Source organism: Flavobacterium sp. EDS, from assembly GCF_020991525.1.
In the GTDB taxonomy this organism is placed as follows: Bacteria; Bacteroidota; Bacteroidia; order Flavobacteriales; family Flavobacteriaceae; genus Flavobacterium.
In genome coordinates, this window is record NZ_JAJMOZ010000001.1 from 559,718 (window position 1) to 583,412 (window position 23,695).

Annotated in this window: 22 protein-coding genes; 9 read left to right on the forward strand and 13 right to left on the reverse strand. The window is 32.6% G+C overall.

Features of this window, described 5'->3' with window-relative positions:
- The first annotated feature begins 3 nt into the window (after window positions 1-3).
- On the forward strand, window positions 4-2,238 hold the full coding sequence (locus tag LPB87_RS02460) for a radical SAM protein (RefSeq protein WP_230604768.1): 2,235 nt from the start codon (window positions 4-6) through the stop codon (window positions 2,236-2,238).
- Here the strand turns inward: LPB87_RS02460 and LPB87_RS02465 are convergent.
- From LPB87_RS02465 to LPB87_RS02475, 3 genes are read right to left on the reverse strand one after another with little or no spacing between them, the layout of a single operon-like run.
- Window positions 2,233-3,000 (reverse strand): MBL fold metallo-hydrolase, encoded by a 768-nt coding sequence (locus LPB87_RS02465; RefSeq protein ID WP_230604770.1) that lies wholly within the window; start codon window positions 2,998-3,000, stop codon window positions 2,233-2,235. The two genes, LPB87_RS02460 and LPB87_RS02465, sit on opposite strands and share 6 nt — an antisense overlap.
- A gap of 53 nt (window positions 3,001-3,053) precedes the next feature.
- Window positions 3,054-3,737 carry a response regulator transcription factor gene (locus LPB87_RS02470; RefSeq protein WP_230604772.1) on the reverse strand — a complete coding sequence of 228 codons (684 nt, stop codon included), beginning with the start codon at window positions 3,735-3,737 and terminating at the stop codon, window positions 3,054-3,056.
- Entirely contained in the window at window positions 3,734-4,996 is a 1,263-nt protein-coding gene (locus tag LPB87_RS02475) for a HAMP domain-containing sensor histidine kinase (RefSeq protein WP_230604774.1), read from the reverse strand. The genes LPB87_RS02470 and LPB87_RS02475 overlap by 4 nt, the downstream gene beginning before the upstream one ends.
- Window positions 4,997-5,165: 169 nt before the next feature.
- Here LPB87_RS02475 and LPB87_RS02480 point away from each other — a divergent pair, with 169 nt between their 5' ends.
- Window positions 5,166-5,573, forward strand: a complete 408-nt coding sequence (locus LPB87_RS02480) for a DUF1573 domain-containing protein (protein WP_129537587.1) — start codon at window positions 5,166-5,168, stop codon at window positions 5,571-5,573.
- A gap of 81 nt (window positions 5,574-5,654) precedes the next feature.
- Here LPB87_RS02480 and LPB87_RS02485 read toward each other — a convergent pair whose 3' ends face one another.
- Complete coding sequence (locus LPB87_RS02485; RefSeq protein ID WP_230604776.1) at window positions 5,655-6,167, reverse strand: C40 family peptidase; 513 nt, start codon at window positions 6,165-6,167, stop codon at window positions 5,655-5,657.
- A gap of 293 nt (window positions 6,168-6,460) precedes the next feature.
- Here LPB87_RS02485 and LPB87_RS02490 point away from each other — a divergent pair, with 293 nt between their 5' ends.
- Window positions 6,461-7,039: a DUF308 domain-containing protein gene (locus LPB87_RS02490; protein WP_129537589.1), complete on the forward strand. Its 579-nt coding sequence runs from the start codon at window positions 6,461-6,463 to the stop codon at window positions 7,037-7,039.
- A 177-nt stretch (window positions 7,040-7,216) separates the two neighbouring features.
- A complete protein-coding gene (locus tag LPB87_RS02495; RefSeq protein WP_230604778.1) occupies window positions 7,217-8,173 on the forward strand; it encodes an aldo/keto reductase in 957 nt (318 codons plus the stop codon).
- 124 nt (window positions 8,174-8,297) lie between these two features.
- Here LPB87_RS02495 and pepT read toward each other — a convergent pair whose 3' ends face one another.
- Complete coding sequence (gene pepT / locus LPB87_RS02500; protein ID WP_129537591.1) at window positions 8,298-9,575, reverse strand: peptidase T; 1,278 nt, start codon at window positions 9,573-9,575, stop codon at window positions 8,298-8,300.
- 125 nt (window positions 9,576-9,700) lie between these two features.
- Window positions 9,701-10,840 (reverse strand): formylglycine-generating enzyme family protein, encoded by a 1,140-nt coding sequence (locus LPB87_RS02505; protein WP_230604780.1) that lies wholly within the window; start codon window positions 10,838-10,840, stop codon window positions 9,701-9,703.
- A 156-nt stretch (window positions 10,841-10,996) separates the two neighbouring features.
- Here LPB87_RS02505 and LPB87_RS02510 point away from each other — a divergent pair, with 156 nt between their 5' ends.
- A complete protein-coding gene (locus LPB87_RS02510; RefSeq protein ID WP_129537593.1) occupies window positions 10,997-12,016 on the forward strand; it encodes a quinone-dependent dihydroorotate dehydrogenase in 1,020 nt (339 codons plus the stop codon).
- On the opposite strand, the gene LPB87_RS02515 is transcribed toward LPB87_RS02510, so the two are convergent.
- Together LPB87_RS02515 and LPB87_RS02520 are read right to left on the reverse strand one after the other, a co-directional pair.
- Window positions 12,002-12,715 carry a DUF3307 domain-containing protein gene (locus tag LPB87_RS02515; RefSeq protein WP_230604782.1) on the reverse strand — a complete coding sequence of 238 codons (714 nt, stop codon included), beginning with the start codon at window positions 12,713-12,715 and terminating at the stop codon, window positions 12,002-12,004. The two genes, LPB87_RS02510 and LPB87_RS02515, sit on opposite strands and share 15 nt — an antisense overlap.
- A complete protein-coding gene (locus LPB87_RS02520) occupies window positions 12,712-13,323 on the reverse strand; it encodes a hypothetical protein (RefSeq protein WP_129537595.1) in 612 nt (203 codons plus the stop codon). Before LPB87_RS02520 ends, LPB87_RS02515 begins: the two co-directional genes overlap by 4 nt.
- A 255-nt stretch (window positions 13,324-13,578) precedes the next feature.
- On the opposite strand from LPB87_RS02520, the gene LPB87_RS02525 reads away from it, so the two are divergent.
- The 4 genes from LPB87_RS02525 to guaB all read left to right on the forward strand — a co-directional run bounded on the left by LPB87_RS02525 (window position 13,579) and on the right by guaB (window position 18,184).
- Window positions 13,579-14,445: a hydroxymethylglutaryl-CoA lyase gene (locus LPB87_RS02525; RefSeq protein ID WP_129537596.1), complete on the forward strand. Its 867-nt coding sequence runs from the start codon at window positions 13,579-13,581 to the stop codon at window positions 14,443-14,445.
- 85 nt (window positions 14,446-14,530) lie between these two features.
- A complete protein-coding gene (locus tag LPB87_RS02530; protein ID WP_230604784.1) occupies window positions 14,531-15,082 on the forward strand; it encodes a hypothetical protein in 552 nt (183 codons plus the stop codon).
- Window positions 15,079-16,479 (forward strand): DUF5723 family protein, encoded by a 1,401-nt coding sequence (locus LPB87_RS02535; protein ID WP_230604786.1) that lies wholly within the window; start codon window positions 15,079-15,081, stop codon window positions 16,477-16,479. The genes LPB87_RS02530 and LPB87_RS02535 overlap by 4 nt, the downstream gene beginning before the upstream one ends.
- A 232-nt stretch (window positions 16,480-16,711) precedes the next feature.
- Window positions 16,712-18,184: an IMP dehydrogenase gene (gene guaB, locus LPB87_RS02540; RefSeq protein ID WP_230604789.1), complete on the forward strand. Its 1,473-nt coding sequence runs from the start codon at window positions 16,712-16,714 to the stop codon at window positions 18,182-18,184.
- Window positions 18,185-18,228: 44 nt separating this feature from the next.
- On the opposite strand, the gene LPB87_RS02545 is transcribed toward guaB, so the two are convergent.
- The 5 genes from LPB87_RS02545 to LPB87_RS02565 form a co-directional block, all read right to left on the reverse strand.
- A complete protein-coding gene (locus LPB87_RS02545) occupies window positions 18,229-18,660 on the reverse strand; it encodes a hypothetical protein (RefSeq protein WP_230604791.1) in 432 nt (143 codons plus the stop codon).
- Window positions 18,661-18,724: 64 nt separating this feature from the next.
- Window positions 18,725-19,306: a GDP-mannose pyrophosphatase NudK gene (nudK, locus tag LPB87_RS02550; RefSeq protein WP_230604793.1), complete on the reverse strand. Its 582-nt coding sequence runs from the start codon at window positions 19,304-19,306 to the stop codon at window positions 18,725-18,727.
- A 56-nt stretch (window positions 19,307-19,362) separates the two neighbouring features.
- Window positions 19,363-20,634 (reverse strand): adenylosuccinate synthase, encoded by a 1,272-nt coding sequence (locus LPB87_RS02555; protein WP_129537602.1) that lies wholly within the window; start codon window positions 20,632-20,634, stop codon window positions 19,363-19,365.
- Window positions 20,635-20,738: 104 nt separating this feature from the next.
- Window positions 20,739-21,194, reverse strand: coding sequence for a transcriptional repressor (locus tag LPB87_RS02560; protein WP_035618963.1), 456 nt, complete (start codon window positions 21,192-21,194; stop codon window positions 20,739-20,741).
- A 91-nt stretch (window positions 21,195-21,285) separates the two neighbouring features.
- On the reverse strand, window positions 21,286-23,511 hold the full coding sequence (locus tag LPB87_RS02565) for a RelA/SpoT family protein (protein WP_129537603.1): 2,226 nt from the start codon (window positions 23,509-23,511) through the stop codon (window positions 21,286-21,288).
- Between the last annotated feature and the right edge of the window lie 184 nt (window positions 23,512-23,695).

Sequence of the window (23,695 nt, forward strand, 5' to 3'; positions counted from 1 at the left end):
CCTTTGAAAACGAAGCTTTTTGTAATTACACCTCCATTTACCCAACTGAATACGCCGTATCCAGCAACTGCTTATATCAAGGGGTTTCTGAATACTAAAAACATTGAATCTGTTCAGGCAGATTTGGGTATAGAAGTAATTTTAGAATTGTTTTCGAAGAAAGGATTACAAGATTTGTTTGAGTTTTGCTCCGCCAGTTTGGCTTCCAGCCTCGGGCCAAGTTCAAAATTAGAAGTTTCAGAGAATACAATTTCAGATAATTCTAAACGTATTTTTGCATTACAAGAGGAATATCTTAAAACTATTGATGCTGTAATTGCCTTTTTACAAGGAAAGAATCCAACATTGGCATTACAAATTTGTCAAGAAGATTTCTTGCCAGAGGCTTCTCGTTTTGCACAATTAGAAGAACTTGACTGGGCTTTTGGAACAATGGGAACACAGGACAAAGCGAAACATTTAGCAACCTTATATCTAGAAGATATTTCGGATTTTATTGTAGAATGTATCGATGAGAATTTTGGTTTCAGTCGCTATGCAGAACGTTTAGGACGAAGTGCCAATTCTTTTGACGAACTGTATCAAGCTTTACAACAAGAACCTACTTATATTGATCAGGTTTTAATTTCGATTTTAAAAGAGCGAATAGAATCGGTAAAACCAACGTTGTTCTTAATATCAGTCCCATTTCCTGGAAATTTATACAGCGCATTTAGATCGGCACAATGGGTAAAAAAGAATCATCCTGAAATTAAAATTTCAATGGGAGGAGGTTTTCCAAATACCGAATTGCGTTCACTTTCAGATCAACGTGTTTTTGAGTTTTTCGATTTTATTACTTTAGATGATGGAGAAGTACCAATTGAAGAATTAATTTTGAGTATCGAAAATCCTGAGATTAATTCGTATAAACGAACTTTTCTGTTGGAAAATGGGGAAGTAGTTTATAAAAATAATTCGCTTAAACAAGATTATAAGCAATCTCAAGTTGGAACGCCAGATTATTCCGATTTGCTTTTGGATAAATATATTTCGGTTATAGAAATTGTAAATCCAATGCATAGAATGTGGAGTGATGGACGCTGGAATAAACTCACCATGGCGCATGGTTGTTATTGGGGAAAATGTACGTTTTGTGATATTTCATTAGATTACATAAAGGTTTATGAACCTGTTGCGGCAAGTTTGTTATGTGATCGAATGGAAGACATGATGACACAAACGGGACAAAATGGATTCCATTATGTAGATGAAGCTGCTCCGCCAGCACTTATGCGTGCTTTGGCACTCGAAATCCTTCGAAGAAAGTTAGCGGTTACTTGGTGGACAAATATTCGTTTTGAAAAAAGTTTTTCAGCCGATTTATGTTTGTTGTTAAAAGCTTCGGGTTGTATTGCCGTTTCAGGAGGTTTAGAAGTTGCTTCGGATAGATTGTTGAAATTAATAGATAAAGGGGTAACTGTAGAACAAGTTGCAAAAGTGACACGTAATTTTACAGAAGCAGGAATTATGGTTCATGCCTATTTAATGTACGGATATCCAACACAAACGGTTCAGGAAACCGTTGATAGTCTTGAAATGGTACGTCAGTTGTTTGAAGCGGGAGTTTTACAATCAGGGTTTTGGCATCAGTTTGCTATGACAGCCCATAGCCCAGTAGGAATGTATCCAGAAAAATTTGGTGTAAAAAAAGCAACAGAAACTATTGGTAGTTTTGCAAATAATGACATCGATTATACTGATTCTACAGGAATCAATCATGATAAATTTAGTTTCGGGTTAAAGAAATCATTATTTAATTTCATGCATGGAATTTGTTTTGATTATGAGCTTCAAGACTGGTTTGATTTTAAAATTCCAAAAACTAAAATTGGATCTGATTTTATTTATGATGCATTACAGGAATCAGAAGATTTTAATATAAAACCTACTGCCAAGATTGTTTGGTTAGGAGGGAAGCCTTTTGTAGAATCTTTTACAAAATCAAAAAAAGGGAATTCTTGGGAAATGCTAACGCTTACTTTTCATGATAAAAAAGAAAGCTTTAGTATTCAGACAAATAAAAACGAAGGAGAATGGTTAGTAGAAATACTACAGAAAATTTCGGTTGCAAAAACTAAAACTTATACATTTCAGGAAATCAAAGCTGATTTTGAAACTAGTTTTGAAGACTTCGAATTATTTTGGTATTCTAAACCTGTGAATACATTAAGAGAGTTTGGATTATTGGTTCTATAGATACTCAACAGATTCACCATCATTTGGAATTGAAGTTTTTGACAAAAGATTATTTGCAGTTAATGCGGCTTTTAATTCTGTTCTGGTTGTTGGACAATGATTTAAAGCCTCTAAATGATTTGCGAATACCTTGCCAGGTGCAAGTGCAATAAATTTTATAATATCATTTATTCTCATCAATAATGGCTGTCCAAAATCTAATCTTGCAGTACCGCAAGCAATAGTTGCGATATCAGGTTTGAGTTCGGTTAATACTTTTTCTACATCTTCGGTAAGAATGGTGTCAGAACTAATATAAATTGATTTTTCATTAAGTAGTTCGATATAAAAACCCATTACATTTCCCATTAGTTTTGCAATAAAACCATACCCATGAACAGCGGGTATGCCCATTATTTTTCCGTCTAAAAAATCTTGTGGCTTCCAATAGTCCAGAGTTTGGATAACGGTTAAGCTTCTTTTAATAAGGGCATTTTTATCTTTGCTATTGCAAATAACAGGAATCGATTTTCTTCTTAAAAAAACCTCACCAGCTTTATCTAGATGATCTGGGTGTAAATGGGTGATGATACAATGTGTGACTTTGCTTAGAATGTCTCTGCTATTTTTTGGCAGATAGGTAAGTGGATTTCTTTTAGGTTTGTAACGAAAAATACTAAAAGGAGCAATGGTCTTCCTTTTACCTAACATTGGGTCAACCAAAATGACATGTTTTTCTGTTTCAATTACTAAAGTGGCATTACGTAAATGATGCAATCTCATATCTGGAATATTTGAATATTAAAAATACAAAATTCTATAAATTTAGACAAGAATTAGATGGTAAATCGGAAACCAATTCCGTGTAGGTTTTCTATAGAAATCCCCTGTTCGTTTACTAAAATTTTACGCAGACGCGAAATGAAAACATCCAAACTTCGCCCCATAAAGTAATCATCATCTCCCCAAAGTGATGTTAGAATCTGCTCTCTCTTTAAAACGGAATTTTTATTGTCAAGAAATAATTTTAATAATTCAGCTTCACGTTGTGTAAGGCCAATTTTTTCATTTTCATTATAAAGGACAAAGTTTTTAGTATCAAAATGGTATTTTCCAATTTTATAGATAGATTTATCTATAGAATCATTTTTTTGCGAACGCTTTAAGAAGATTTCAATTTTTAGAAGTAATTCTTCAATACTAAAAGGTTTTACGAGATAATCATCGGCACCTAGACGTAATCCTTTTATTCTGTCTTCTTTTAATGTTTTAGCTGAAAGGAAAATAATAGGAATATCGGAGTTGTTTTTTCTTATTTCGGTTGCGAGTTCAAAACCATCTATTTTTGGCATCATAATATCCAAAATACAAATATCAAAATTCCCCTTATTAAAAGCTTCCAAACCCAATTGTCCATCGCAACAATGTGTTACTTCGTAATTGTTTTGTTCCAAATTGTCTTTGGTAAGAAACCCTAAGGTTTCATCATCTTCGGTGTAAAGAATTTTGAAAATACTCATTTTTTATATGGAATTGATATGGTTATGGTAATCCCTTTTTTAGGATTGTTAGTAGCATTGATTTTCCATTGATGCAAGTTGCAAATCTTTTTTACATAATACAAGCCCAATCCAAAGCCATTTGACTGGGTGCTTTTTTCATTTGGAATTCTGTAAAACTTATCAAAAATAAAGGAAATGTTTTTGTTTGCAATTCCTATTCCGTTATCTATAAAAGCAATTTTTAACAATTGATTTTCAGTAGTTAAACGAATTATAATTTCAGGCTTAGTATCACAATATTTTATTGCATTATCCAAAAGGTTATAAACGATGTTTGTAAAATGAAAAACATCAGTAATAATAGTATAGTTTGCAGAGTCAGACTCAATTTTTATATCAGTATCAGGATATTTTAGTTTAATATTTTCTATGGTTTCCTCAATGGGAGGAATAATTGAAATGTTTTTTAGCTCTAATTCTAATGGGGTATAATCTGATTTTGCAATACTTAAAATCTTCTCTATATGATTATTTAATTTGCCACTTTGGTTGATGATGATTTCAGTATATTTCTCCAGTTTCTTGTCTTCTTTGATCGGATTTTGTTTAATTAAATAATTTGAAGCAATTAAAATAGAGGCTAAAGGAGTTTTGAACTCGTGCGTCATATTATTGATAAAATCGCGCTGTAATTCGGAGTATTTCTTTTGCTGTAAAAGCATGAAAATCGAATAAATATAAATTAGTAGAATGATAATAAGCATTATCGAAAGTACAAGCCAAAATCGCATTGAGCTGAATATATAGCTCGTTTCATTAGGAAAGCGTACAGCAAAGTAATAAACTAGATCTTTGTGTTTTGGAAAATGAACAGATTGTTTTCCTTTTGATTTTTTGGATAAAGAAATATAATCTCCATATATCATTTCATTGCTTTGGCAATTGTACATGGCGTATTCGAAATCAGTCGTAATATTCATTTTCTTGAATTCCGACTTTAAATAAAATTCTAAGATATCGGGTTCAAAATCATTTTCAATGTTTACAACATAATAGTCATTGGATATTTTTTGAATAGGACTTTGTGCAGGTAACTCGTTACTATTGCTCTCATGTAGTTTTTTTGCAACTTCAAGTAATGCAAGATGTGTTTTCTGGTTTAGCTTCTTTTGCTCAAGGGTAAAAGCTTCTTTTGTCCATAGCAATTGCACGACTAATATGCCGATGATTGCTATAAAACCCAGGATAATAATGCTGTTGAGCCTGTTTATTTTCACTTAAATGCAATTTACAAAGTGTAATATTAATCAAAAATATCTTTAAAAACAGCGATTAACAAGTCGTTAACAAACATTTGAAATCGCTTAACAGCGTTTCATTTTTATCTGATTTACATTTGTAATGTTCAAAATGACAAACCAAATAATCATTTAAAAATTTAAGCTTATGAAAATTATCAGACCATTATTATTAGTATTGACTTTAGGTTTAATGTCTTTCTCAGCAATTGCTCCAGTAGAAACAATAGTAGCAAAAGCTACTGCATTTGCAGGATCAATTACATGGAAAGCAGAAACTATCGATGTTGGGCAAATACCACTGAATGTACCAAAAGAAATTGATTTTGAATTTAAAAACACAGGAAAAACAGCTGTAGTTATTACAAGTGTTCAGGGATCTTGTGGGTGTACTGCAACAAATTACACAAAAGAACCGATTTTACCTGGAAAATCGGCAAAGATTACAGCAACATATAATGCTGCTAACAAAGGCGCTTTTTCTAAAACTGTTACTGTAGTAACAAGTGCAGAAGCAACACCAAAAGTGCTTACTTTAAAAGGAATAGTTTTATAAAAGTAGTTAGTTATAATGCCTAGGCTCCAAATAAGTTAAATTGTTTGGAGTTTTTTTATGTTTAAAACAGAAATGAATCGTTTATTTAGGTAACACATTTATACATTTATAAAAACGATTGCTGTAGTGATTAGAGTCTAATGCGCTAATTGTTACGCTCTTTATTTTTCCAGATGAAGCATGAATAAATTTTGATTTCATACCGTTGGCTTCACAAATTATTCCAACATGACCTATGCTCTTTCGATTTTTATAACCATAAAAAACTAAAATATCTCCGACTTCAAATTCTTCAGGTGATTTTGCCTTGCCTATATTTTTATAAGCACCAGAACTTCGAGGTAAGCTAATATCGAAATATTTAAAAACATAATTGACAAAGCCAGAACAATCAAATCCTTTTTTAGGAGTATTTCCAGCATATAGATAGGGTGTTCCCAGATATCTTTTGGAATAAGTAATAATAGAGTCTCTGTCTATTATAGATTGTATTCCTTGAACTTGATTATTTGTGATTTTTTCATCCTTTTTTATGGTAAATGATGAAAATAGAACTACAACTACAACTGTAAATATATAAATGGTGAATTTCATTTTTTAAGTAAAGAAATGGTTTAATTTATAAAGATATGTGGATGTTCTTTAATATCAAAGGAATATAATATCAAAGAAATGGAAAGTGTTTTTTGATAGGATTAATACAATCTTTAAATGAAGAATTATGTGGGTATTTATGGGGTAATTTTTACAAATAAGTTTCTTTAATTTGTTATCTTTGAGAGACCTCAAAATAAAATATGCTAAGAAATAGCTTTTTTATTAAGAAGGATAATGATTAAAGGTAAGCTGAAAACTTTATAGAGTAAGCATGATTTTAATACATATTTATGGAAAATTCTTTATTTAAAAAAGTAAAAAAAGCTATTGATTACTGGTATATCCCATTGTTAGTGGGCATACTTTTCGTTGGAATCGGAATTTGGTCTTTTATAACACCTTTAGCTGCATACTTAACTCTTGCATTTCTTTTTAGTATTTCATTTCTGGGAAGTGGAATTTTTGAAGTCATTTTTGCACTTTCAAACAGAAAAAAAATAGATAATTGGGGTTGGACCTTAGCATCAGGGATCTTAGGTTTAGTAGTAGGGATATTGCTAATTTCTAATCCATTAATTTCGATTACAATCCTTCCGTTATATGTAGGATTTGTGATCTTATTCCGTTCTATTATGGCTATAGTTATTGCTTTTGATTTAAAGAGCTATGCGGTGCCTGATTGGGCGAATCTTTTGGTTTTAGGGATTCTAGGAATTATATTTTCATTTATATTATTGTGGAATCCTATTTTTGCAGGGCTTTCATTGGTATATTGGACAGCTTTTGCATTTATTGCAATTGGAGTTTTTTATATTTATTTCTCTTTCAAATTGAAAAAAATACATAATATTTCTGAGAAGTTACATTAAAAGATAATTTTATAAAGATTGTTTTGGGATACTCAAAACAATAAAACAATAAATCGAAAGTATTTCAATTAGTATAAATTAATTGTATAATACTTTCGATTTCTTATTTTTACAGAAGTAGAATTAATGTGTTGAGTGCCGTTAAGTTCTTTTCTTTTCAATCTTTAAAATAATAAAATGAAATATAATAGATGCGGAAAAAGTGGTTTGTTATTACCGCAGATTTCTTTGGGATTATGGCATAATTTCGGCTCAGTAGATAATTTTGAGAATGGTGAAAGTATCATTAAAGAAGCTTTTGATAAAGGAATAACACACTTTGATTTAGCCAATAATTATGGACCAGTTCCTGGATCGGCTGAAGAAAATTTTGGGAAAATTCTATGGCATAATTTTCAAGGAAACTTACGAGATCAAATTGTAGTTTCTACCAAAGCAGGTTATACGATGTGGGATGGACCTTATGGTGATTGGGGTTCTCGTAAATATTTGCTATCGAGCTTAGATCAGAGTTTAAAACGTATGAAACTAGACTATGTAGATATTTTTTACTCTCATCGTTTTGACCCCGAAACACCTTTGGAAGAAACAATGATGGCTTTGGATTATGCAGTACGAAGTGGAAAAGCTTTATACGCAGGAATATCCAATTATAATGCTGAGCAAACTAGAGAAGCAACTGCAATTTTGAAACAATTAGGAACACCATGTTTGATACATCAGGTTAAGTATTCTATGTTTGTTCGTGAAGCCGAAGCTGGTTTGCTAGATGTTCTTGAAGAAAAAGGTGTGGGTTGTATTGCATTTTCACCCCTTGCACAAGGACTTTTAACAGATAAATACCTGAAAGGGATTCCAGAGAATTCCAGAGCTTCAAATCCAAACGGCCATTTGCAACTAGAAGAAGTGTCAGAACAAAAAGTGCAAAAAATAATTGCCTTAAATGAGATTGCTAAAAATAGAAATCAATCTTTAGCACAAATGGCATTGGCATGGTTGCTAAAAGACAATCGAATTACATCAGTTTTAATTGGTGCAAGTTCAGTAGGACAGTTAAATAACAATATAAATAGTTTGCAAAATCTTAATTTCTCCCCTGAGGAATTAAAAGCGATTGAAGCCATTTTGGGGTAGGACTAATGTAGAAATGTATTATTCCTCATTTCTAAAAAAAATGTAGTTTTAAAAAAAAACAAAAATCCCAATCTAAATATTCAGATTGGGATTTTTTATTGTTTTAGGCTTAAGCCAAATAAAATTATTTCTTTTTTGTAGGTTTTACAGGTGCATCAAAAATACCTGGAATTGCAGTCATTTCAGCAATTTTCACAATAACATCAGTTGCTTTTTGCATACTTTCTACAGGAACATACTCGTATTTTCCATGAAAGTTATGACCACCAGCAAAAATATTAGGGCAAGGTAATCCTTTGTATGATAATTGTGAGCCATCAGTTCCACCTCTAATAGGTTTAATTAATGGTTTTATGTTTAATTCTTTCATTGCTTTCTCTGCAATATCAACAATATGTTTTACAGGTAAAACCTTTTCTTTCATATTGTAGTATTGGTCATTTATTTCGGTAATTACGATTGGTTCCCCGAATTTTTTAGCAAACTTATGATTGATTTTTTTAGTGATTCTTTCAATTAATTTTTTACGTCTTTCGAATCTTTTTGCGCTATGGTCTCTAATGATAAGCTCAAGAACAGTTTCTTCGATAGTTCCAGTTATGTGATGTACGTGAAAAAAACCTTCATAACCTTTGGTTTCTTGAGGAGTTTCTCCTTTAGGTAATTCGTTAATAAACTCATTAGCAATAAGCAATGAATTAATCATTTTTCCTTTGGCATAACCAGGATGTACACTTTTGCCTTTAAAAGTAATTTTAGCACCAGCAGCATTAAAGTTTTCGTACTCAAGCTCACCAATCTGACTTCCGTCCATGGTGTAAGCCCATTCTGCACCAAATTTTTCTACATCAAAATGATGTGCACCACGACCAATTTCCTCATCAGGAGTAAAACCAACTCTAATTTTACCGTGTTTAATATCTGGATTTTTAATTAGGAATTCCATTGCAGATACAATTTCTGTAATTCCAGCTTTATCGTCAGCGCCTAATAGCGTAGTTCCGTCGGTTGTAATTAAGGTTTGACCTTTATATTGTAATAAATCCTTGAAGTAACTTGGAGATAAAATAATGTTTTGCTCTGCATTCAGTACAATGTCTTTACCGTCATAATTAGGAATAATTTGAGGTTTTACATTGGCTCCTGTAAAATCTGGAGAAGTATCAAAATGAGAAATAAAACCAATAGTAGGTACAGCGTGCTCTACATTACTTGGTAGAGTAGCCATGATATACGCTTTGTCATCGATAGTGACATCATGCATACCAATAGTTTTTAATTCTTCTGCTAGTTTATTAGCAAGGTCCCATTGTTTAGCAGTACTAGGAGTAGATTGTGAATTTGGATCAGACTCTGTATCAATTGTTACATAACTAATAAATCGATCTATAATATGTTGCATTTCTTTATTTTTTTAGCAAATATAGACAATTTTTTTAGCTGTCTTATTTTAGATTAAAAACATCCTGATGGAAATAAAAACCGATTTTCTTTTATGATGGAATCTTTTTTGGACTGATTTTATTTTTAAATGCTCTTTACACATCTAAAACCTAGATGGTTTGCAGGAGAGCGTATTTCACCTTTTCCTCTTGTGCCTACCATATATCGAGTGCAATATCGATCGGTACATAAAAAGGAACCACCGCGATGTACTTTTTTATAAAGACCATGTTCAGACGGATCATTATTCATTTCAGGTCCTTGCGGATTTTTAGTTACTTTTCCAGTTTCAGCTAATGATTTGTAATAGTCTACGCCATACCAATCATTTACCCATTCCCAAACATTTCCGGCCATATCGTATAGTCCGTAGGCATTTGGTGCAAATTGTGCTGTTGGCGCAATTCCTATAAATCCATCTTCTCCAGTATCACCATCCTTAACAGGAAAATGACCTTGATATATATTGGCCTGAAATTTCCCTTTTGGTTTTAAAGTGTTTCCCCATGCATATAATTCTCCAGTTTTGCCACCTCTAGCTGCAAATTCCCATTCTGCTTCACTAGGAAGCCTTTTCCCTGCCCATTTAGCATATGCAAGCGCATCTTCGTAAGTAACTTGTACAACAGGATATTTTTCTTTGCCTTTTATTGTACTTTCAGGTCCTTCAGGATGTCTCCAATTAGTTCCACCAATATAAGCCCACCATTGTAAGAAGTTGTCTAAACTAACAGACGTAGAAGTAGGCGTAAACACTACAGAACCTGTAATTAAATCTTCTTCAGCAACCGTAGGAAATTCTTCTTTAGTTGGTTTTTGTTCAGCAACAGTAATATATCCCGTTGCATTTACAAACTGCTCAAATTGCTCATTGGTAACTTCAGTTTCGTCCATCCAATAGCCATCTACATACACGCGATGTATTGGAGCAGCATCTTTGGTGACTCCTTTTATACTGCATAGGCTTTCGTCAGCAACATTACTTCCCATTGAGAATTCCCCTCCAGGAATCCAAACCATGCCTTTTGGGGCTTTATAAGGAGCTGTCTTTTTGTTTGTAATTGTTGGTTCAAATTTAGGTTCAGATGAAGTTGTTTGAATTTGATTGCATTCTAACGTCAGATTTTCTTCAGCAGGTTTTGTGAATTTTGTATAGCCAAAGCTAATAAATAGAATACCAGAGGCTATTATTCCGAATGACCAAAACTCGCTTACTTTTTTCATTAATTCTATAGATTTAGTATGGTTTTATTTTTAAGAAATAAAAGTACAATAAAAAACTTTATGCAACATAAAATAGTAAGCTGTTTTTTTACATAAATTAGATGCGTTTTAGTATATTATAATTAAATTTGCAGCCACAAAAACAACAACACACTTATGTATAAATTGCTTATTCGTCCGATACTTTTTATGTTTGATCCAGAGGAAGTTCATTATTTTACTTTTTCATTCGTTAGGTTTATTTCAAAAATACCAGGAGTTTCATCGATTATAAAAGCGATCTACAAAGAAAATGACCCTCGTTTAGAACGAGAAGTTTTTGGAATAAAATTTAGTAATCCAGTTGGACTGGCTGCAGGATTTGATAAAGATGCTAAATTATATAAAGAGCTTTCTGATTTTGGTTTCGGATTTATAGAAATAGGTACTGTAACCCCAGTTGGGCAAGAAGGTAATCCTAAAAAGAGATTATTTCGTTTAAAAGAAGATCAAGCAATTATTAATCGAATGGGATTTAATAATGGTGGTGTTATCGAAGCAGTAGAGCGATTAAAACAAAATAAAGGTGTTTTAATTGGAGGAAACATTGGTAAAAATAAAGTGACTCCAAATGAAAATGCAGTCGATGATTATATTATATGTTTTGATGCTTTATTTAATCATGTTGATTATTTTGTAGTGAATGTAAGTTCTCCAAATACACCAAACTTGAGAGCTTTACAAGATAAAGAGCCTTTGACACAATTATTGCAAACATTACAAGATAGAAATGTAACGCATGCAAAACCAAAGCCAATTTTGTTAAAAATCGCACCAGATTTAACCGATGAGCAATTGTTAGATATTATTGATATTATCAAAACAACACAAATTGCAGGTGTAATTGCAACCAATACGACAATTTCTAGAGAAGGATTACAGTCAGCAAATAAAGAAGAAATGGGTGGCTTATCAGGGAAACCGTTAACTCAAAGATCTACAGAAGTAATTCGTTTCCTCTCAGAAAAAAGCAATAAAGCATTTCCTATTATTGGAGTAGGTGGAATTCATACTGCTCAAGATGCTATCGAAAAATTAAATGCAGGAGCAAGTCTGGTTCAGTTATATACAGGTTTTATTTATGAAGGACCAGCTTTGATAAAAGCGATCAATAAAGCCGTTTTAAAAGGATTGTAACATCATTACTTGCACAATTAGACCAGTAAGTAATGCAATTCCGAAACTTAAAAGAGTTCCTATAAGAACGTATTCTGTTAGTTTGCGGTCTTTAGCCTCTTTTAAATCACCAAATCTAAAGATAGATTTTGCAGCTAATAGAAAACCAATAGCTTCAAAATGTCCAGTGATTATAAAACAGAAAACAAATAGACGTTCTAATATGCCAATGTAATTTCCTGCATTGGCAAGAGAATTGTCAGTTCTGTTATTGTTTTCGGGAGTCCAAATAGAGATTAGGTTTCTAATGCAAATGGAAGTTGGTTTAGTTAAAAACAGAATTCCAGTTAGAATAACCCAGAATTGGTTATTAAATCCAAGAAAATCTATTTTTTGCTGATTGTATAAAAGTGCAATTGTAATTAAAACTATAAAATGAGCTATTTGGTCACCAATAAACCAAGCTCTTTTGGTGGATGCTTTCTGAAAATGAAGTTTCAAAAAGTCTATCCCCCCATGTGTAACTGCCAATAAAAGAGCGTACCATCCAAAGGATAATTCACCAACCAAAATCCAAGTTATAATACCGTGCAAAGCGGCGTGTATGTATAAATAAAAGCTTTTTTGTTTCTTAATTTCTTTATCAATAACCCATGAATTAGGTTGAAAAATAAAGTCCCCAAGCAGGTGTGCCAAAAATAATTTTACAAATAGTATCATAAAGTTAATTCTTTTATTTGCGACCTAAAATAAGAGTCTAAATCCATTATTAAATCAAACTGTGCTCGTTTTTGTCTTCTACTTACAGCAGCTTGGTTAATGCCTAATTTTAAACCAATTTCTTCCTGTGATAATGCTGGATTTTGTATGGCGATTACTATAAATTCAGCAGCAGGGACTAGCCAGTTATCCATAAAAGTCAAACTTAAGCGTAACATCAAGTTGAGTTTTGTATCAAAATCGGTATTTCCAGATTTTAATGCCAAAGTTGTTTTTTGTTTTTTTAATCCTTCAAAAAGTTCCCCAGAATATATAAAAGCAGTTCCGTTACTTTCGGATATCTTCTTTTCTTTGTGTGTTTTATCTCCAAAACCAATGCTCATTCTGGCATCAAGCTTTAGAGTTCTCAAATATGCTTTTATTAATAAAGTTGATAATAAGGCATCTTCGGGATTCTTGATCTCTATCTGAAATTCATCACCACGATAAATTTCCCACTCACTTGGATTCTTGCCAAACTGACTAAATAGTTTTTTTAAACCATTAATCCAATCTTTGGGTTTTAGCTGTTTAGAGCCGATAATATCTCCTGTGATTATGCTTGTCATATCCAAATATAATTAAAAATTAAATATCATTTTGTTTGAAACCTTCTTTATTCTATATGTTTGTTCTTTAGTTAGATGAGGTTTAAATTAACATTGTTAGTGTGTGAATATTACAAATATAAGTAATATTATTTGTTATTACGTTTTTATGTAATAGTTAATTTTATTACATTTTTGTGTAATAAAATAAACAAAGCGGATATTTTTTATTTAAATAAAAAAGACAGTAACTTAGCATTCAGAAACAGAGTAGCTTTGAGTAAAGAAATTAAGATTATCGAATGTCCACGAGATGCTATGCAAGGCATCAAAACATTTATTCCTACTAAGAATAAGGTTTCTTATATCCAGTCTTTATTGCGAGTGGGCTTTGATACCATTGACTTTGGGAGTTTTGTTTCTCCAAAAGCAATACCTCAAATGCAGGATACTGCTGCCGTTTTGGCGCAACTAGATTTGTCGCAGACAACTAGTAAGTTACTGGCGATCATTGCAAATACGCAAGGAGCAGAAATGGCCTCAGAGCATAAAGAAATTCATTATTTAGGGTTTCCATTTTCGATTTCAGAGAACTTTCAAATGCGGAATACGCATAAAACAATAGCTGAATCGATAATAACACTTCAGGAAATATTAGAAATAGCGGATAAAAAGAATAAAGAAGTTATAACGTATCTTTCGATGGGATTTGGAAATCCATATGGAGATCCTTGGAACGTGGAGATAGTAGGAGAGTGGACAGAGAAGCTTTCTAAAATGGGAGTAAAAACACTCTCGCTTTCTGATACTGTAGGTAGTTCAACGCCGGATATTATTACCTATTTGTTTTCCAGTCTAATTGCACAATATCCTCAAATTGAGTTTGGCGCCCATTTACATACCACACCAAGTACTTGGTTTGAAAAAATTGATGCTGCTTTTCATGCTGGTTGCCACCGTTTTGATGGGGCAATTCAAGGTTTTGGAGGGTGTCCAATGGCAACAGATAAGCTAACAGGTAATATGCCAACAGAAAAAATGGTATCCTATTTTACGGCACAAAAACAAAATACAAATATAAGAGCAATGAGTTTTGAAAGTGCCTATAATGAAGCTTCAAAACTATTTGGTGCCTATCATTAAACAATCATTAATTTTTTACAAGAAAGTAATAAGTAAGAATTAAAATCCGTTGTTTGCGTTATATTAAACTAAAACTAATTTTGCAATGAAACCGTATCCTCATAATATGTTTCTTAAGCTAATAACCGTTGCGATATTGTTTTGTTCGTGCGCGAGTGATTTAGATTTTGATCAAACTAAAGATCTTACTTTAAAGCCTGCCGTTGTTGCTAATCTAACTTATTTTGATGTTAAAGCAAATGAATTTATTGATAACGGAACAGAGCAAGATGTTTTTTTTGACGCAAAGGATTTTGATATATTTAGAGACAATTTTTTTAGAGATAATTTAAAGAAAGCCGAGTTTAATTTTGATATTGAAAATACAATATCTCGAGCTTACATTGTTAGTTTTGTTTTTTTGGACGAAAACAATCAGGTTATGCATGATACAGAAATAAATGTTCCTGCATACGCAAACATACCCAATAATGTAAAACATACAGATGTCTTCGAAAATGAAACGCTTGATTTGTTAAAAAAATCAATCAAGCTAGAAATAAGAGTCACCATGCTGGCTGGAGCACCATTAACAGCAAATAGTTCAGGGAATTTAAAGTTACGTTCAGGAGCAACCCTTTACTTCGAAATAAAATGAGAAAAATTTATCTGATTTTATTATTAGTGGTAAGTATTTCTGGATTAGCGCAGAACAAGCAGGTTTTGTATAACTTTGCTACTATTCCGCAATCCTTACTTGTAAATCCAGGTACCGATATTTCTTATAAATATTATTTTGGAGTACCACTATTGTCAGGTGTCTCTGCAAATGTTGGTTCGAGTAGTTTCTCAGCATATGATTTATTTGCGAATAACAGAGTCGATTTTAATACTAAATTGAGAAATGCAGTAAATAAAGCATCCAAAAATGATATCGTTTCAGTCAACGAACAAATTGAATTGTTCTCAGGAGGGTTTAAGCTTGGAGGTCTTGAAGACAAAGGGTATATTTCGTTTGGAATTTACCAAGAAGCCGATTTTTTCATGTATGTACCCAAAGATTTAGCGCTATTGGCATTAGATGGGAATCAAAATTATATAGGAAAAAGATTTGATTTAAGTCAGTTAAGTGTCAAGGCCGAAGTACTTTCTGTTTTTCATGTAGGATATCATAAAAAAATAAATAATAAGCTCATTTTGGGAGGAAGGGCTAAGTTATATTCAAGTGGATTAAATGCAACTTCAATCAAAAACTCAGGATATATTTATACGGGAATGTCAAATACAACAATGTATAACCAGATAATTTCTTCTAATTTAGAGTTAAAATCATCTGGAATTGCTGAATATCTCGAAGATGATTATGATGGAAGTATCGCCTCAGATATTGCACATAAAACTTTTTTAGGAGGAAATTATGGAATCGGTTTCGATGCTGGAATAACTTATTATCCAAAAAAAAATATTCAGTTTACTGCAAGTATTATTGATGTTGGATTTATTCGCCATAGCAAAGAAGTAGAGAATTTCACTTATAAAGGGTATTACCAATATGAGGGAGTGAATCCTAATTTTACCAATCCCAATAAGCCAGAAAATGTATTCGATGAATTTGAAGCCGCAATCCCGCGAGATACACTTTATAATAAATACACCACTTGGCGTCCAGTCAAATTTAATTCGTCAATTCAGTATTCTTTTGGAAAATCTAGATCAGATGAAGAATGTAATTGTAAGCCACATAATGAAATAGAATATCTTAACGGATTTGGTGTTCAGTTGTTTGCAATGTCTACGCCTAGAACTCCACTGGTAGCTTTGACAGCATTTTATAGACGGACACTTTTTCAAAACCTACAAGTTAAAGCAACTTATACAATTGATTCTTATTCTTCAAAAAATATCGGATTTGGATTTTCAACCACCTTGGGTAAGTTTAATATGTATGCCATGATCGATAATATTCTGGAATATAAAGATATCACAAAAACGAATAGTGCCACATTTCAATTTGGTTTAAATTTTATTTTCAAAGAAAATTCTGAATACAATTAAGTTGTTTTTTATTAGAAGCTAATCCAGCTATTCACTGTAATCTTTATTGTTTTAAAGAAAAACAATAAAGGATTTTCGTTGCTATCTGGGCTAGGAGACTAGTGATTTTAAGGTCAATTTTAATGGAGATTTATTGTTAGAATTTATAAAAACAAAAATTTATAAATAGTATAACGTGTATGTTTTCAATTTATTTACTATATTTGCACGCAATTCAACTAGAAATTGCACCATGAAAGCACACAACTCCAAGATTATCGGCGAAGGTTTAACTTACGACGATGTATTATTAGTACCTAACTACTCTAATGTGCTTCCTCGCGAAGTGAGTATCAAATCAAAATTTTCTCGAAATATTACGCTAAACGTTCCAATCGTATCTGCAGCTATGGATACTGTTACCGAAAGTGCAATGGCAATTGCTATGGCACAAGAAGGAGGAATTGGTGTTTTACATAAAAACATGACTATCGAGCAACAAGCTGGAAAAGTACGTAAAGTAAAACGTGCAGAGTCAGGAATGATAATCGATCCAGTAACTTTACCATTAAGTTCTACAATAGCTGATGCTAAAATGGCGATGAAAGAATTCGGAATTGGTGGAATCCCAATTGTTGACGAAAACAAAATCTTAAAAGGAATTGTTACCAATCGTGACTTACGTTTCGAAAAAAATGGAGCAAGACCAATTGTAGAGGTTATGACAAAAGAAAATTTGGTAACTGTAGCCGAAGGAACTTCATTAGAACAAGCCGAAGTAGTTTTACAAGGGCACAAAATAGAAAAATTACCAGTTGTTAATGCAAACTATGAATTAGTTGGATTAATCACTTTTAGAGATATCACAAAACTTACACAAAAACCAATTGCAAATAAAGATGTTTACGGGCGTTTGCGCGTTGCGGCTGCAATTGGAGTAACTGGCGATGCTGTTGATAGAGCTGCTGCATTAGTTGCTGCTGGTGTAGATGCTATTATTATTGATACAGCACACGGACATACAGAAGGTGTTGTAAATGTATTGAAAGAAGTAAAAAGCAAATTTCCAGGAATCGATGTTATCGTAGGTAATATAGCAACTCCAGAAGCTGCTAAGTATTTAGTAGACAATGGTGCCGATGGAGTAAAAGTTGGTATTGGACCAGGTTCAATCTGTACAACTCGTATTGTTGCAGGAGTTGGTTTTCCTCAATTCTCAGCAGTGTTAGAAGTAGCTGCAGCTATAAAAGGAACTGGCGTACCAGTAATTGCTGATGGAGGAATACGTTATACAGGAGATATTCCTAAAGCAATTGCAGCTGGAGCGGATTGTGTAATGTTGGGATCATTATTGGCAGGAACAAAAGAATCTCCAGGTGAAACTATCATCTTTGAAGGAAGGAAATTTAAATCTTACCGCGGAATGGGTTCGGTAGAGGCGATGCAAGGTGGTTCAAAAGATCGTTATTTCCAAGATGTTGAGGATGATGTTAAGAAACTAGTTCCAGAAGGAATTGTAGGTCGTGTTCCTTACAAAGGAGAATTAAACGAAAGTATGCTTCAATTCATTGGGGGACTTCGTGCAGGAATGGGGTATTGTGGTTCAAAAGATATTCCTACTTTACAAGAGTCAGGACGTTTTGTTAGAATTACTTCTAGCGGAATTACAGAGAGTCACCCTCATAATGTAACTATTACAAAAGAAGCTCCAAATTATTCAAGATAATTTAGAAGTTTTCATATAAAACAAAAGGCGTAAGATTTTTATTCTTACGCCTTTTTTGCTATTTCTTCGAGTATAGTGTTGTATAGGATATTTGATTCTGATTCATTTAAAACTTTTTTGGGATAGGAATAAACCACTTTTTTAATTGTATTATTGCTTGGTTTTGTAAGGATCCATTTTATTAATTCACTAATTCCAGAAGGAGTAATTATCCCAGAATCATTTTCAAATTTTGGACATTCTACGAAAACCCCACCATTTAGCCTTAGTACTGCTATTCTTTTTTCTGAATTTTGTTCTAAACCATAATGAATACTAAAAGATTGATTTTCTGCTATTATTGTTATTTGATTCCCATCAAATGTAGTTTGATCATATTCATAAAATACCCACCAAAAATAAGTTTTAAAATCTACTATAATTTTACGCTTCCCTTTTTTATTTATAGCCATAATAAAAGTCTTTCTTGGAAACATAAGTCTTTGGTTTTAATGTAAGTGCAATGTCTCAAAATTAAGTTTTAGGAGTTTTTAGTGTGTTTTAAATCAATCCTTTTATTTTGGCATGTTGTAATAATAAAATGGTTTTAGCGTCTTTTATTTCGCCTGTTGCAATCATATTGTATGCTTCATCAAAAGTCATTTCGAGTACTTCGATGTTTTCATTTTCGCTATCAAGTCCTCCGCCTTCACTAACTTTCATGCTTTGGTCATATTCTCCTGTAAATAAATATAAAATTTCGGTTACAGATCCAGGTGACATATAGGTTTCAATTACTTTATCTACATTTTTTAAGCGATATCCTGTTTCCTCTTCAGTTTCTCTAATGATACATTCTTTGGGGTTGTCTTTATCTAATAGCCCAGCACAAACTTCAATCATCATTCCAGAATCATTTCCGTTAAGATAAGTAGGCATGCGAAACTGTCTAGTAAGAACTACTGTTTTCTTTTTTGAATTATAAAGTAAAATTGCAGCTCCATTTCCTCGATCGTATACTTCTCGGGCGTGAGTTTCTGGTACTCCATTATTCTTTTGATAGTCAAAAGTTACTTTGTTTAATATGTACCAATTATCAGATAAAAGCTTAGTTTCTGTTATTTTTATTTTAGGATTGCTCATGTGTCAATTTTTTTTAGCAAAAAAAAACGCTCTGAAATCCAGAGCGTTTAGTTTTTTTATTTAAGTATCGTTTGCTTTCTGTCTGGACCTACAGAAACAATTTTGATAGGTACTTCAACTTCTTTCTCGATAAACTCGATATATTCTTTTAATTCAGCTGGTAACTCTTCATAAGTTGTCATTCCAGTTAAATCTGCTTGCCATCCTTTGAATTCTTTATAAACTGGAGTTACATTTTCAGGTTCGATATTATATGGGAAGTGAGAAATGTTTTTTCCTTTGTAATTATATTCAGTACACACTTTTAAAGTTTCAAATCCAGAAAGGACATCACCTTTCATCATCATTAATTGTGTAACACCGTTTACCTGAACAGCATATTTTAATGCTACTAAGTCTAACCATCCGCAACGTCTTTGTCTTCCTGTTACTGAACCAAATTCGTTTCCGATTTTTGCCATTGTAGCTCCAACTTCGTCAAAAAGTTCAGTAGGGAAAGGACCGCTTCCTACACGAGTTACATATGCTTTAAAAATTCCGTAAACTTCTTTGATTTTGTTTGGTGCAATTCCTAGACCAGTACACGCTCCAGCAGCTGTAGTGTTAGATGATGTTACAAAAGGATATGTTCCAAAATCTACGTCTAATAAAGATCCTTGAGCACCTTCACATAAAATAGATTTACCTGCTTTTTGAGCTTGGTGCATATATTCTTCACTATCAATAAAATCTAATTTTTTTAATTCTTCGATAGCTTCAAAAAACTCTTTTTCAAGTTCTGCTAAGTTGTATTGAATAGCAACATCATAAAAAGCAATCATAGCTTCGTGTTTGTCTGCTAGTGCTCTATAGCGCTCTTTGAAGTCTTCTAATTCGATATCACCAACACGTAAACCATTTCTACCTGTTTTGTCCATGTAAGTTGGGCCAATACCTTTTAATGTAGAACCAATTTTGGCTTTTCCTTTTGAGGCTTCTGAAGCAGCATCAAGTAGACGGTGCGTTGGTAAGATTAAATGTGCTTTTCTAGATATAATTAATTTGCTTTTGATGTCTAGATTGAATTTTTCTAAACCTTCAATTTCTTTTTGAAAAACTACTGGGTCAATTACAACTCCATTACCAATAATGTTAATAGACTTCTCATGAAAAATTCCTGATGGAATTGTTCTTAAAACATGCTTTATTCCGTCGAATTCTAAAGTGTGTCCTGCATTTGGTCCACCTTGAAAACGAGCAATTATGTCATAATTCGAGGTAAGAACGTCTACAATTTTTCCTTTACCTTCATCTCCCCATTGTAATCCTAGTAATAAATCTACGGTCATTCTTTTTTTAATTTTAATTGTCGAGGCGGTTTTGCCACCTGCTCAGATTAATTAGTTGTCTATTTTATTTGAATATTTTTGAGAGCAATCTTTTTATTGATTGTCTATTTTTGTTTTTTGTTTCCGTAAAAATACAATGAATGATTCGTGATTTCAATATCAAATATTTCTTCGATTGTTTTTTTTATGGTCTGGATTCTAGGATCGCAAAATTCGATTACTTCACCAGAATCAGTCATAATGATATGATCGTGTTGTTTATCAAAATATGATTTCTCATAGTAAGCTTGATTTTGTCCAAATTGATGTTTACGAACTAAAGCACAATCTAATAATAATTCTATCGTGTTGTATAAAGTAGCTCTACTTACGCGATAATTTTTATTTTTCATTTTGATATACAAGTTTTCAATATCAAAATGTTCTTCACTATCATATATTTCCTGAAGTATAGCATAACGCTCAGGAGTTTTACGATGGCCTTTTTGTTCAAGATATAATGTAAAAACATTTTTTACAATTTCTTGATTTTTGTTGTTGTCAGTTGAAATGAGTGTCATATCCTGCAAAGATAATTTATTATTTTAAATGAATAAAAGTTTCCTGTTTAAAGTTTCACATTCAAATGTTTAATCGTAAAATTTCAGGGACTTACGTTCTGTATTCTCTGGTTACTTTCTCAACTCCATCAATTTTTTTGATATTGTTAATCATTTTCTTAAGTATTGAGTTGTTTCGTACAATTACGGCAATCTGGCCATGAAAAATCCCTGCATCAGTACTCAATGAGATGCTTTGGATGTTTACGTTCATGTTATTAGAAATTACTTTGGTTAGTTGATTGGTTAGTCCCAAAACGTCCATTCCTGTAATATTTATAACTGCTTTGAATTCCTCTTGTGAAGAGTCAATCCATTTGGCGGTCATAATTCTATAGGCGTAGTTTGATTGCATGCCAATAGCATTAGGGCAATCTTTTTTGTGAACTTTTATCCCTTCATTTATCGTTACAAATCCGAAAACATCATCACCAGGAATTGGGTTACAACATGGTGATAATTTGTAATCAAGTTTATCATGTTCTGTTCCAAAAACCAACATGTCATAATTACTGCTAATTACAGGTTTGTGAATATCTGTATCGGCAGTGGTAGTACTGCTGTTGCGTTTTATTTTGTTTTTGAAGAAATTAATAAACGTATTGCTTTTTTGAGCGGCATAGTCTTTTAATTGCTGATTTTCGATTGCGCCAATTCCAACTCTATAAAATAAGTCTAAACTCGTTTTAAGTTTAAAGAAATTAACTAACTCGTTTATAACTTGTTCGTTAATAGTTATTTTTAAGTGTTTTAGTTTACGCGTAAGTAGTTCTTTTCCTTCCTCGGCAATCTTTTTGGTATTTTCGTTTAATACGTTTTTAATTTTGGTTTTCGCTCGGGATGTGGTTACATAATCCAACCAGTTTATGGTTGGTTTTTGGTTTTGAGAAGTGATTACTTCAACCTGATCTCCACTTTTTAATTCGTAGTTAAGCGGTACTAATCGTCCGTTTACACGTGTCCCACGAGTTTTTATTCCTATTTCGGAGTGAATGCTAAAAGCAAAATCTAATGAAGTTGCTCCTTTTGGAAGCGATTTTATTTCCCCTTTCGGAGTAAATACAAAGATTTCTTTTGAATATAAATTCATTTTAAAATCTTCAACAAAATCTACTGCATTTGTTTCTGAGTTTTCTAAAGCTTCACGAAGCAGGTTTAGCCAAACATCAAGACCACTTTCTTCGGTGGCTCCGTTTTTATATTTGTAATGCGCCGCATATCCCTTCTCGGCGATTTCATCCATACGCTCACTTCGCACTTGTACCTCGATCCAGCGACCTTTCGGTCCCATAACAGTTATGTGTAAAGCCTCGTAACCAGTAGATTTTGGTGATGAAATCCAATCACGCAAACGGCTTGGACTTGGTCGGTAATGGTCGGTTACGATAGAGTATATTTTCCAAGCCAGAAACTTTTCGTCATGTGGATTGGATTTATATACAATTCGAATGGCAAACTTATCGTAAACTTCATCAAAGCTTACGTTTTGTGCACGCATTTTTCTTCGGATTGAATAAATAGATTTCGGACGCCCTTTTATTATGTACTCAATTCCTTCTTCGTCCAAAGATTTCTTTAGCACATCCGAAATATCTTTGATGTAAGCATCTTGTTCTTCTTTAGTTTCTCGAATTTTACTTACGATATCATTATAAACTTCTGGTTCCGTATATTTTAATCCTAAATCTTCTAGTTTAGTTTTGATGTTATACAGCCCTAGGCGGTGAGCTAGTGGTGCATAAATGTATAAAGTTTCTGATGCAATTTTGGTTTGTTTGTATTCGGCCATTGAGTCCATCGTTTGCATATTATGCAAACGGTCGGCTAATTTTATCAATATTACACGAACATCATCATTTAAGGTAAGGATCATTTTGCGGAAATTTTCCGCTTGCATTGATGCATTTAGATCTCTCTGGACCATCGAAATTTTAGTTAATCCTTCTACAAGTTGTGCTACTTTTGGATTAAATAAACGCTCAATATCCTGAACTGTCAGAGGAGTATCTTCGACAACATCATGCAATAAGGCAGCGGCAATTGAGGTAGCTCCCAATCCTATTTCAGAAGCAACGATTTTTGCGACAGCAATAGGGTGGAAGATGTAAGCTTCACCTGATTTTCGTCTTTGTTCTTTATGAGCATCAACAGCAACATCAAAAGCTTTCCGAATTAATTTTTTGTCTGTAGGACTTAAAGTCTGGTAACTAATTCGAAGTAATTCTTTGTATTCCTGCGCAATTGCTTTATTCTCTTTTTCGATATCTATCTCTGTCATATGTACACCTAGTTCAATTCCCTAAAAATAAGAATAAGTTTCAATATACACAAGGGAATGAAAGTGTTTTAAATATTGAAAATAGAATAAAATGTTTAGAAAAACAAAAGCTTTCTAAGCATAAAAAAAAACACTATCCTGAAATAGTGTTTTGATTTTTAGTTTGTTATGTTTTGTTGCTTAA